This is a genomic window from Ideonella livida, from assembly GCF_010499455.1.
Lineage (GTDB): Bacteria > Pseudomonadota > Gammaproteobacteria > Burkholderiales > Burkholderiaceae_C > Ideonella > Ideonella livida.
The window spans coordinates 303,572-315,083 of sequence record NZ_JAAGOH010000001.1 but is presented as its reverse complement, the minus strand read 5'-3'; the positions used below and the strand labels follow the sequence as shown (position 1 = coordinate 315,083).

The following is an 11,512-nucleotide window of genomic DNA, read 5'->3' as shown; positions in this document are numbered from 1 at the left end:
TGGCGGGCCGGGCCTGCCTGGCGGCGCCACGCGCCCAGATCCTGGCGCGCATGCGGCAATACAGCGGTGGCTGAAGGGAGGAGGGCGGCGGGGCTGGGCATGGCGGACAGGGCGGATCCTGCTGGGCATGCTAGGCAGCCGCCGCCTACCCGTTGCCTCAAAGAGCCGCGCGAATCAGGCCTGTTTCGGTCTCCAGCGTCAGGCGCTGGACCTCCGCGCCGCTGGAATCCCCCACCCGCAGGCCCAGCGCCGCGCCGGTGCTGGTGAGGGCGGCGCCGGTGTTGTCCGCATTGAAGGTGATGCTGGAGGGCACCTGACCGCCCAGGCAGCTGGGCACGCTGGAGGGGCAGGGCAGGCTGCGCAGCACCGCGCCGCCGGCGGTGCTGAGCTGGTAGCCGGTGGTCGTGAAGCGGGCGGTCAGCGGCCGGCGCTGGTGCAGGGCCATGCGCCGGGCGGTCTGCACCTCGGCCACCAGGCTGTCGGCCCAGGCCCGCAGCCGCCAGCCGTCCAGGTCCGGCAGCCGCGGCAGGGCGACCACGGCCAGGGCACCCAGGATCACCAGGACGGTGACCAGCTCCAGCAGGGTGAAGCCGGTGCCGTGGCGGCGGCTCCCCGCACCCCGGGGCGTGGCGGCCATGGTGGGGGTGGCGAGCCTGGCCGCGTCAGTTGATGCCGGTGGCCGAGAAGGTGGCGGTGTTGCCGGTGGCCGATTGGGTGAGGGTGCAGGCCACGGTGGCGTTGGCCGCCACCGTGGCGGCGGTGATGGCGTAGCCGCTGGGCATGCCGCCCTGCAGCAGGCCGGCGACATCCGAGCAGTTGGCCACGGCCGCACCGTTGGCGCCGTTGGCCTTGCGGGCGGCGTAGTTGACGGCCGAGGCGGACGTCAGCGAGCCGGCCACGCTGGACAGGGCGGCGGACTTGGCGTCGGCGCCCAGGTCCACGAACTTGGGGATCGCCACCGCGGCCAGCACGGCCAGGATGACGATGACCATCACCAGCTCGATCAGGGTGAAGCCGGCATGGCGGACGCGGTGGGAGGCAGGCAGGGAAGACATGGTTGACCTTTCATCTGGGCGCACGTGGCACGGCCTTCAGGCCGGTGGGGACGGGACCGGGGCGACGTGTTTGCCGGTCACTCCGTCCGTTATCGGCGGTGGCTGCCCGGGGTTGAGGGGGTGTTGATCCATAGGGTCCTCCGCCGTGTCAGTGCGGCCGGCCCATGGCGGCCTGGCCCATGTTCCACATGGGGGTGAAGACGCCCAGGGCCAGCACCAGCACCAGGGTGCCGATCACCAGCAGCAGCACCGGCTCGATGGCGCTGGACAGGCCCTTGATGGCATGGTCGGTCTCGCGCTCGTAGAGGCTGGCGATGTCGTCCAGCAACTCGTCCAGGGCGCCGGTCTCCTCGCCCACGGCCATCATCTGCATGACCACCGGGGTGAAGACGCCCGAGGCGGCGGCCGCCCGCGACAGGCTCTCGCCGCGCTCCACCGCGTCGCGCATCTGTTCGACCCGCGCGGCGACCCAGTGGTTGTCCACCGTCTCGGCCACCACCGTCATGGCCTGGCTGACGGGCACGCCGCTGCGCGAGGCCAGCGAGAAGCTGCGCGCAAAGCGCGCCAGCGTGGCCTTGAGCACGATGGGCCCGACGATGGGCAGCCGCAGCTTCAGGCGGTCCCAGCGGTAGCGCCCGGCCGGGCTGTCCAGTGCCGCGCGCAGGCCCAGGACCAGGGCGGCTGCGGCCGCGCCCAGCAGCGGCCAGTGGCGCACCATGGTGTCGGAGACGCCCAGCAAAAGCCGGGTCAGCGGCGGCAGCTCCGCCTTCATGCTGGCAAACATGTCGGCGAAGGTGGGCATCACGAAGAGGTTGATGGTGACCAGCGCCGCCAGGATGGCCACGCCCACCATGGCCGGATAGCGCAGCGCCTGGCGGATGCGGGCGCGCACCTCCAGTTCGAACTCCACATGGCCGGCCAGGTGCCGGAAGACCTCGGTGAGCCGGCCGGTCATCTCCCCCACCCGCACCATGGCCACATAGAAGGCGTCAAAGGCCTCGGGGTGGCGGGCCAGGGCGGCCGAGAGGTCGCGTCCCTGGTCCAGGCTGGCCCGCACATCGGCCAGCAGGGCGGCCAGGGCGGGTTTGGCCGCCGAGGCCTCCAGGCCCACCAGGGCGCGCAGCATGGGCACGCCGGCCTTCTGCAGGGTGAAGAGCTGGCGCGAGAGGATGAGCACGTCCTCGCCGTTGACACGCTGGGCCAGCAGGCTCTGCGCCAGGCTGGGGCGTGGCTCGGCGCTGGCCTGGCCGCGGCGCCGCAGCTCCACCGGGGTGACGCCCGAGGCGATGAGCTGCGCGGCCAGGCTGTCCTCGTCGGGCGCGTCGGCTTCGCCGCTGACCTTCTCGCCGCGGGCGTTGCGGCCCTTCCATTGGTAGGCGGGCATGGCGCGCCTCAGTCTAGGTCAGTGGCCACGCGCATGGCCTGGTCGACGCTGGTGCGGCCGGCGCCCAGCAACTCCAGGGCGTGGTCGGTCATGGTGCGGCCGGCCATGCGGGCCCGGGCCGCTGCCAGGAAGCGTGTGGGGTCGGCCTGGGTGGCGGCCTGGGCCAGCTCGGCGTCCATCTCCAGCATCTCGTAGACGCCCTGGCGGCCGTGGTAGCCGGTACTGTTGCAGGCGGTGCAGCCGCGCCCGCGCAGCGGCCGCAGCGCGTGGGCACGCTCCCCGGCCACGCCCTGCAGCCAGGCCCGCTGCTGCGGGCTCAAGGGCTGGGGCTCGGCGCAGTGCGCGCAGACCGTGCGCACCAGGCGCTGCGCGATGACGGCCTGCAGCGAGGTGGCCACCATGAACCCGGGCACCCCCATGTCCAGCAGCCGGAAGGGTGTGCTGATGGCGCTCTTGGTGTGCAGGGTGGAGAAGACCATATGCCCGGTCATGGCCGCGCGCAGGCCGATCTCGGCCGTTTCGGGGTCGCGCATCTCGCCCACCAGCATCACGTCGGGGTCCTGGCGCAGGCAGGCGCGCAGCACCCGGGCAAAGCTCAGCTCGATCTTGTCGTTGACCTGCACCTGGGTCAGTCCGGGCAGGCGGTATTCCACCGGGTCCTCCACGGTGATCACCTTGTGGGTGTCGGCGTCGATCTCGGCCAGGGCGGCGTACAGGGTGGTGGTCTTGCCCGAGCCGGTGGGCCCGGTGACCAGCACCATGCCCGAGGCGCGGTGGATGATGGCGTCAAAGCGCTCCAGCATGGCCGCGGGCATGCCGATAGAGCCCAGCCGCCGCACCGACTGGTCCTGCCCCAGCAGGCGCATGACCACACTCTCCCCGTACTGGCAGGGCAGGGTGGACAGGCGCACGTCCAGCGTGCGCTCCTTCAGCCGCAGGCTGAAGCGACCGTCCTGCGGCAGGCGCTTCTCGGAGATGTCCAGGCTGGCCATGAGCTTCAGGCGCTGGGTGAGCGCCGCGGCAATGCGCTTGTCGGCCTGGGCCTGGGTCTGCAGCACCCCGTCCACCCGGTTGCGGATGAGCAGCTCGCGCTCTTGCGGCTCCAGGTGCACGTCCGAGGCGCCCACCTGCACCGCGTCCTCGAACAGCGACTGCAGCAGGCGCACCACCGGTGCGGCCTCCTGGCCCAGGCTGGCCTGCAGGGTCCCGAAGTCCAGGGCGTCGCCCACGTCCTTCTCCAGCGCCTTGGCCAGGCCGGTGATCTCCTCATTGCGCCGGTAGTGGCGGTCCAGCACGGCGGGCAGCTGGCTCTCGGCCACCACCACCATCTGCAGCGGCCGGCGCAGCAGGCGGGTGAGCTCGTCGTAGGCGAAGAGGTCCAGGGGATCGGCCATGGCCACCGTGAGGTGGTCGCCCTTGTCCTCCAGCACCACCGCGCGGTGGCGCCGGGCCGGGGACTCGGCCAGCAGGCGCACCGTCTCGCTGCGCAGCGGGAAGGTGCGCAGGTTGACGAAGGGGATGCGCAGCTGGGTGGCCAGGGCCTGCACCACCGCGTCCTCGGTGACCTGGCCGCGCTCGATCAGCAGCCGCCCCAGACGCTTGCCGCTCTGGCGACCCTCCTCCAGCGCCTGCTGCAGCTGCTGCTCGGAGATGAGCTTCTGCTGCACCAGCACATCGCCCAGGCGCAGGCGGGGTGGCCGGCCGGTGGCGGCGTCGGTGGCAGCGTTGGGGACGGGGGCGGTGGGCATGACAAGCCCTGGCGGGCCAGGAAGGTGGGGGTGGCCACGATGCTAGGCAGCGCCGGGTCGGCCGATGCGGCGATGAGCGGGGTGGCCGCAGCCCTGTTCCGGGCAGCGGCGGGCCGGGTGGCGCTGCCCGGGCCGCCGGCTGTCCAAAGCCGGTTAGTCTTGCGCCCTTTTTTCGAGAAGAGGAACCTGAATGAAGTTGGCGCCTGCAGCCTGGATCGTCACCACCTGCGTACTGAGCCCCGCCTTGACCGCTCCCCCGGCCCGCGCCGCCGATCCCCAGGACGGCCTGTGGCGGGGACAAGCCGGGGCGTCCCTCAACACCACGACCGGTAACACCAGCACGCAGAACCTGCTGCTGAATCTGGACCTCTCCCGCCAGACCGTGGACACCAAGCTGAGCCTGGTGGGCGCTGTCACCGAAGGCCAGAGCCGGGTGGAGGGCACCTCCACCACCACCGCCGGCAAATGGGCCCTGGACGGGCAGTACGACCACAACATCACGGCCGACTGGTTCGGATTCGCCAAGCTCGGCGTCGAGCATGACCGGGTGACCGACCTGTCGCTGCGCACCCTGGTGGGTACCGGCCTGGGCCACCACTGGGTGAAGACGCCGCAGCACACCTTCGACGTCTACGGCGGTGCCAGCCGGACGCTCGCGCGCTATGGGCAGCAGCAGCTCATCGACGGGCGCCTGCAGTCCTCCTTTGCCACCACCAGCGTGATCGTGGGCGAGAACTCCGCGCACCAGCTGACCGAGACCGTGTCGTTCAACCAGCGGCTGGAGGCCTACCCGGCGGTGTCGGGCACCAAGAACACGCAGGCCAAGCTCAACGCGGGCCTGACCGTGTCGGTGACGCGCACCCTCTCGCTCAACCTGGGCCTGATCCAGACCTACAACAGCGAGCCGGCACAAGGCACGCGCATGCTGGACTCGACCTTCTTCACCGGCATCAACGTCAAGCTGGGCCCCTGAGCGGCAGGGCCGGGGGCGCGCCGGCCGGGCGGCCTCAGGCGCTGGCCGCAGCCAGCCCGTTCTCGAAGTGGCGCTTCATCAGCTGCGCCGCCTGCGCGCCATCACGGCGCTGCAGGGCCAGCATCAGCGCTCGGTGCTCTTCGAGCGACTCGGCCAGCCGGCCCTGGCGGAACAGGGAATGGTGGCGGTTGAGCTTCATCATCTTGCGCAGGTCGGTCACGATCTGCTCGCGCCAGCGGTTGCGGCCCATGGCCAGCAGGCGCATATGGAACTGCTCGTTGGTCTGGAAGAACTGGTCGCGCTGGCCGGCCTGGGCTTCCAGCTGGCGGTGTAACTGGTCCAGCTCGGCCAGTTCGGCCGGGCTGGCGCGCTCGGCCACCTCGGCGGCGCCGTCGCTCTCCAGCAGGGCCAGCAGGCGGTAGACCTGGGTCACGTCGGCCGGGGACATCTCGGTGACATAGGCGCCGCGGCGCACCTTCATGGTCACCAGCCCCTCCACCGCCAGCACCTTCAGGGCCTCGCGCAGGGGGGTGCGGCTGATGCCGTAGTCGCCGGCCAGCTTCTGTTCGTCGATCCAGCTGCCGGGCTCCAGCTCGCGGTTGAAGATCTGTTCGCGCAGGCGTTCAGCCACCTGCTGGTACAGGGCGCGCGGGGCGAGCGAGTTGTCGGTGTCGGACATGGCGGGCAGGGCGGAGGCCTGGGAGGGCCGCAGGGGCCCGGATTGGAGCCTTGAGTCAGGTCAACGTCAACCTTGAATTCATAATTATGCATCATGTATCATGGTGATCGACGCGCTGCAGGGTCTGCCCGCAGCCGGCCTGACCGCCCACAGCGCCCCCGTTTTGCGGTGGCGGCACCCCCCGACGGCCCCTTCCTTGGGGAAGGGACTGTCGCCGCCCCGCCCCTGTTCTGGAGTTTTCCGCATGTCCGCATCCCAAGAGTTCAACCCCGCCTCGCTGGAACAGTGGGCCAAGGCCGCGGCCAAGTCTGCCGGCGGTGACCTGGACAAGCTCAACTGGGTGACGCCCGAGGGCATCACCGTCAAGCCGCTGTACACCGCTGAAGACGTGCAGGGGCTGCCCTTCACCAACACGCTGCCGGGCTTCGAGCCCTTCATCCGCGGCCCGCAGGCCACCATGTACGCGGTGCGCCCCTGGACCATCCGCCAGTACGCCGGCTTCTCCACCGCCGAGGAGTCCAACGCGTTCTACCGCAAGGCCCTGGCCGCCGGTGGGCAGGGCGTGAGCGTGGCCTTCGATTTGGCCACCCACCGCGGTTATGACTCTGACCACCCGCGCGTGACCGGCGATGTGGGCAAGGCCGGCGTGGCCATTGATTCGGTGGAGGACATGAAGATCCTGTTCAACGACATCCCGTTGGACAAGGTCTCGGTCTCCATGACCATGAACGGCGCCGTGCTGCCCATCCTGGCGGGCTATGTGGTGGCCGCCGAGGAGCAGGGCGTCAGCCAGGACAAGCTGTCCGGGACCATCCAGAACGACATCCTCAAGGAGTTCATGGTCCGCAACACCTACATCTACCCGCCGCAGCCGTCGATGAAGATCATCGGCGACATCATCGAGTACACGGCGCAGAAGATGCCGAAGTTCAACTCGATCAGCATCTCCGGCTACCACATGCAGGAAGCGGGCGCCAACCAGGCGCTGGAAATGGCCTTCACCCTGGCCGATGGCAAGGAGTATGTGAAAACCGCCATCGCCAAGGGCATGGACGTGGACGAGTTCGCCGGCCGCCTGAGCTTCTTCTGGGCGGTGGGCATGAACTTCTACCTGGAGATCGCCAAGATGCGTGCCGCCCGCCTGCTGTGGGCCCGCATCATGAAGGGCTTCAACGCCCAGAACCCCAAGAGCCTGATGCTGCGCACGCACAGCCAAACCTCGGGCTGGAGCCTGACCGAGCAGGACCCCTACAACAACGTGGTGCGCACCACCATCGAGGCCATGGCGGCCGTCTTTGGCGGCACCCAGAGCCTGCACACCAACTCGCTGGACGAGGCCATCGCGCTGCCCACCGAGTTCTCGGCCCGCATCGCCCGCAACACGCAGCTCATCATCCAGGAAGAGACCCACATCACCAACGTGGTGGACCCGTGGGCCGGCTCCTACCTGATGGAAAAGCTCACCCAGGACATGGCCGACAAGGCCTGGGCCATCATCGAAGAGGTGGAGGCCATGGGCGGCATGACCCAGGCCGTGGACAGCGGCTGGGCCAAGCTCAAGATCGAAGCCAGCGCGGCCGAGAAGCAGGCGCGCATCGACTCGGGCCGTGACGTCATCGTGGGCGTCAACAAATACAAGCTGGCCAAGGAGGATCCGGTCGAGATCCTGGAGGTTGACAACGTCAAGGTGCGCGAGGCGCAAATCGCCCGCCTGCAGCAGATCCGCGCCTCCCGTGATGGCGCCGCCGTGCAGGCCGCCCTGGACGCCCTCACCGCCGCCGCGCAGTCGGGGCAGGGCAACCTGCTGGACCTGTCCATCCGCGCCATCCGCCTGCGCGCCACCGTGGGTGAGGTGAGCGACGCGCTGGAGAAGGTCTATGGCCGCCACCGTGCGGACATCCAAAAAGTGACCGGCGTGTACGCCGCCGCCTATGACTCCGCCGAGGGTTGGGACAAGCTCAAGGGCGAGATCGCCGCCTTTGCCGATGAGGCCGGCCGCCGGCCGCGGGTGATGATCGCCAAGCTGGGCCAGGACGGCCACGACCGCGGTGCCAAGGTGGTGGCCACCGCCTTTGCCGACCTGGGCTTTGATGTGGACATGGGCCCGCTGTTCCAGACGCCCGAAGAGTGCGCCCGCCAGGCCATCGAGAACGACGTGCATGCGGTGGGCGTGTCCACCCTGGCCGCCGGCCACAAGACGCTGGTGCCGGCCATCATCGCCGAGCTGAAGAAGCAGGGCGCCGACGACATCATCGTTTTCGTCGGTGGCGTGATCCCGGCGCAGGACTACGGCTACCTCTGGGACGCCGGCGTCAAGGGCATCTACGGTCCGGGCACGCCCATTCCGGCCAGCGCCAAGGATGTGCTGGAGCAGATCAAGGCCGCGCAGGCGGCCAACTGAAGTTGGAATGACCCGGGCCGGCGGCGCGTGATACTGGACACATCTCGTCTTCGTAGACCGCCTGCCGGCCTCATTGCCATGCCCACCACCGACCGCCCCGACCTCAAGCTTGCGCCCGCTGGCGAGGACGACTTCGACGCGCTGCTGTCCCTGCGCCTGGCCGCCATGCGCGAGAGCCTGGAGCGTGTGGGCCGTTTCGACCCCCAGCGTGCCCGCGAGCGCCTCTCCCGCGGCTACCTGCCGGCCTACACCCGCCACATCCTCAAGGACGGGGCGCTGGTGGGGTTTGTGGTGCTGGTGCCGCGCGAGCACGACTGGCTGCTGGACCACCTCTACATCCACCCCAGCGCCCAGGGCGAAGGGGTAGGGGCCTGGGTGCTGCAGCAGGTGCTCAAAGAAGCTGACGAACAGCACAAGGCCGTGAGCGTGACCGCGCTCAAGCACTCCGACGCCAACCGCTTTTACCTGCGCCACGGCTTCGTGCTGCAGGCCGAAGGCGAGTGGGACCTGTACTACCTGCGCCCGGCCCGGTCCGCGGCGCGCTGAAGCGGCCTCGCCCCACCGACTGCCCTGCGGGCCTTGCGCCCCGTCTTCTCCACCATGCCCATCCCGCAGGACCCTTCCGCTGCGCCCGCCGCAGCCCCCGCGCCGCTGCCCGAGGCCGACCAGCGCCTGCACGACCAGATCCTGACGGCAGAGATCGCGCCGCGCCGGCGCGCCATCGCCAAGACCATCACCCTGCTGGAGTCCACCCGGCCGGACCACCGCGCGCGGGCGGACGAGCTGCTCAACGCCCTGCTGCCCCACACCGGCCGCAGCTTCCGCTTGGGCATCTCCGGCGTGCCGGGTGTGGGCAAAAGCACCTTCATCGAGGCCCTGGGCCTGCACCTCATCGCCCAGGGCCACCGCGTGGCCGTGCTGGCGGTGGACCCGTCGTCCACCGTCTCGGGCGGCTCCATCCTGGGCGACAAGACCCGCATGGAGCAGCTGTGCGTGCAGGAAGCCGCCTACATCCGCCCCAGCCCCAGCAGCGGCACCCTGGGCGGCGTGGCCGAGCGCACCCGCGAGGCCTTGCTGGTGTGCGAGGCCGCCGGCTACGACGTGGTCATCATCGAGACCGTGGGCGTGGGCCAGAGCGAGACGGCCGTGCACGGCATGGCCGACATGTTCTGCCTGCTGCAACTGCCCAATGCCGGCGACGACCTGCAGGCCATCAAGAAAGGCGTGATGGAGCTGGCCGACCTGGTGGTCATCAACAAGGCCGACATCGATCCCCATGCCGCCACCCGCGCCCGGGCGCAGATCACCTCCGCCCTGCGCCTGTTCGGCCAACAAGGGCATCCCAGTCATGACACCGGCAACGCCACGCTGTGGCACCCGCGCGTGCTGGAGATCAGCGCCTTGAAGGGCACTGGGGTGGATGCCTTCTGGACCACGGTGAACGAATACCGCCAGCTGCAGACCGCCAGCGGCCACCTGGCTGCGCGCCGCCGCGCCCAAGACGAAGCCTGGATGTGGGAGCGCATCGACGCCGGCCTGAAGGCGCGCTTTCGTGCGCACCCTGCCGTGCAAGCCCAGCTGGGCGGCTGGGGCGCCGAGGTGCGCGCCGGCCGGCTGGCCGCCTCGGTGGCCGCACGCCGGCTGCTGGACCTGTTTTCCTGAGCGGCCCCGTGCCGCTCACCCCCTGACCTGTTTCCCGAAGACGAACGAGGAGCCCCTCCAAATGCAAGACATCCTCCAGATGCTGGAAGAAAAGCGTGCCAAGGCCCGTCTGGGCGGTGGCCAGAAGCGCATCGACGCGCAGCACAAGAAGGGCAAGCTCACCGCCCGCGAGCGTCTGGAGCTGCTGTTTGACGAGGGCACCTTTGAAGAATGGGACATGTTCGTCGAGCACCGCTGCGTGGACTTCGGCATGCAAGACAACAAGATCACCGGCGACGGCGTGGTCACCGGCTACGGCATGATCAACGGCCGCCTGGCCTTCGCCTTCAGCCAGGATTTCACCGTGTTCGGCGGTGCACTGTCCGAGTCACACGCCGAGAAGATCTGCAAGGTCATGGACCAGGCCATGAAGGTCGGCGCCCCGGTGATCGGCCTCAATGACTCGGGCGGGGCGCGCATTCAAGAAGGCGTGGCCAGCCTGGGCGGTTATGCCGAGGTCTTCCAGCGCAACGTCATGGCCAGCGGCGTGATCCCGCAGATCAGCATGATCATGGGCCCCTGCGCCGGCGGCGCGGTGTACAGCCCTTCCATGACCGACTTCATCTTCATGGTCAAGGACTCGTCCTACATGTTCGTCACCGGCCCCGAGGTGGTGAAGACCGTGACGCACGAGGACGTGACCGCCGAGGAGCTGGGCGGTGCCATCACCCACACCGCCAAGTCCGGCGTGGCCGACCTGGCCTTTGAGAACGATGTGGAAGCGCTGCTGATGCTGCGCCGCTTCTTCAACTACCTGCCCTTGAACAACAAGGACAAGCCGCCGGTGCGCCCCAGCCAGGACGTGGCCACCCGCCTGGACCATTCGCTGGACACCCTGGTGCCGGAGAACCCCAACAAGCCCTACGACATGAAGGAGCTGATCCTCAAGGTCGTGGACGACGGTGACTTCTTCGAGATCCAGCCCGACTACGCGGCCAACATCGTCATCGGCTTTGCCCGCATGGACGGTGCCACCGTGGGCATCGTGGCCAACAACCCGCTGGTGCTGGCCGGCTGCCTGGACATCAAGAGCAGCATCAAGGCGGCGCGCTTCGTGCGCTTCTGCGACGCCTTCAACATCCCGGTGATCACGTTTGTGGACGTGCCCGGCTTCATGCCCGGCACCAGCCAGGAGTACGGCGGCATCATCAAGCACGGTGCCAAGCTGCTCTACGCCTACGCCGAGTGCACCGTGCCCAAGGTCACGGTCATCACCCGCAAGGCCTATGGCGGCGCCTATGACGTGATGTCGTCCAAGCACCTGCGCGGCGACGTGAACTTCGCCTGGCCCAATGCCGAGATCGCGGTGATGGGCGCCAAGGGGGCGGTGGAGATCATCTTCCGCGAAGACAAGGGCGATCCTGAGAAGCTGGCCGCCAAGGAAGCCGAATACAAGGCCCGCTTTGCCAACCCCTTCGTGGCTGGCGCCCGTGGCTTCATTGACGACGTGATCCAGCCGCACGAAACCCGCAAGCGCATCTGCCGCAGCCTGGTGATGCTCAAGGACAAGAAGCTGGACAACCCGTGGCGCAAGCACGGCAATATCCCCCTCTGATCACGCCGCGCGGAGA

At 69.2% G+C, this 11,512-nt stretch carries 10 protein-coding genes; 5 read left to right on the top strand and 5 right to left on the bottom strand.

The window, feature by feature from the left end; genetic code table 11:
* Nucleotides 1-157: 157 nt before the first annotated feature.
* The 4 genes from G3A44_RS24025 to G3A44_RS01495 all read right to left on the bottom strand — a co-directional run bounded on the left by G3A44_RS24025 (nucleotide 158) and on the right by G3A44_RS01495 (nucleotide 4,187).
* Complete coding sequence (locus G3A44_RS24025) at nucleotides 158-637, bottom strand: pilus assembly FimT family protein (protein ID WP_163455711.1); 480 nt, start codon at nucleotides 635-637, stop codon at nucleotides 158-160.
* 25 nt (nucleotides 638-662) lie between these two features.
* Nucleotides 663-1,055: a type II secretion system protein gene (locus tag G3A44_RS01505; protein ID WP_163455710.1), complete on the bottom strand. Its 393-nt coding sequence runs from the start codon at nucleotides 1,053-1,055 to the stop codon at nucleotides 663-665.
* A gap of 148 nt (nucleotides 1,056-1,203) precedes the next feature.
* A complete protein-coding gene (locus G3A44_RS01500) occupies nucleotides 1,204-2,439 on the bottom strand; it encodes a type II secretion system F family protein (protein WP_163455709.1) in 1,236 nt (411 codons plus the stop codon).
* A gap of 8 nt (nucleotides 2,440-2,447) precedes the next feature.
* A complete protein-coding gene (locus G3A44_RS01495) occupies nucleotides 2,448-4,187 on the bottom strand; it encodes a GspE/PulE family protein (RefSeq protein WP_163455708.1) in 1,740 nt (579 codons plus the stop codon).
* A gap of 190 nt (nucleotides 4,188-4,377) precedes the next feature.
* Between G3A44_RS01495 and G3A44_RS01490 the strand changes: the two genes are divergently transcribed.
* Nucleotides 4,378-5,160 (top strand): DUF481 domain-containing protein, encoded by a 783-nt coding sequence (locus G3A44_RS01490; protein ID WP_163455707.1) that lies wholly within the window; start codon nucleotides 4,378-4,380, stop codon nucleotides 5,158-5,160.
* Nucleotides 5,161-5,194: 34 nt separating this feature from the next.
* On the opposite strand, the gene G3A44_RS01485 is transcribed toward G3A44_RS01490, so the two are convergent.
* Nucleotides 5,195-5,839 carry a GntR family transcriptional regulator gene (locus tag G3A44_RS01485; RefSeq protein WP_163455706.1) on the bottom strand — a complete coding sequence of 215 codons (645 nt, stop codon included), beginning with the start codon at nucleotides 5,837-5,839 and terminating at the stop codon, nucleotides 5,195-5,197.
* A 244-nt stretch (nucleotides 5,840-6,083) separates the two neighbouring features.
* Between G3A44_RS01485 and scpA the strand changes: the two genes are divergently transcribed.
* The 4 genes from scpA (at nucleotide 6,084) to G3A44_RS01465 (ending at nucleotide 11,496) form a co-directional block, all read left to right on the top strand.
* Entirely contained in the window at nucleotides 6,084-8,240 is a 2,157-nt protein-coding gene (gene scpA, locus G3A44_RS01480; protein ID WP_163455705.1) for a methylmalonyl-CoA mutase, read from the top strand.
* 78 nt (nucleotides 8,241-8,318) lie between these two features.
* Complete coding sequence (locus G3A44_RS01475) at nucleotides 8,319-8,786, top strand: GNAT family N-acetyltransferase (RefSeq protein ID WP_163455704.1); 468 nt, start codon at nucleotides 8,319-8,321, stop codon at nucleotides 8,784-8,786.
* 54 nt (nucleotides 8,787-8,840) lie between these two features.
* Nucleotides 8,841-9,902: a methylmalonyl Co-A mutase-associated GTPase MeaB gene (gene meaB / locus G3A44_RS01470; protein ID WP_163455819.1), complete on the top strand. Its 1,062-nt coding sequence runs from the start codon at nucleotides 8,841-8,843 to the stop codon at nucleotides 9,900-9,902.
* A gap of 61 nt (nucleotides 9,903-9,963) precedes the next feature.
* Nucleotides 9,964-11,496 (top strand): acyl-CoA carboxylase subunit beta, encoded by a 1,533-nt coding sequence (locus G3A44_RS01465; RefSeq protein ID WP_163455703.1) that lies wholly within the window; start codon nucleotides 9,964-9,966, stop codon nucleotides 11,494-11,496.
* Nucleotides 11,497-11,512: the final 16 nt, after the last annotated feature.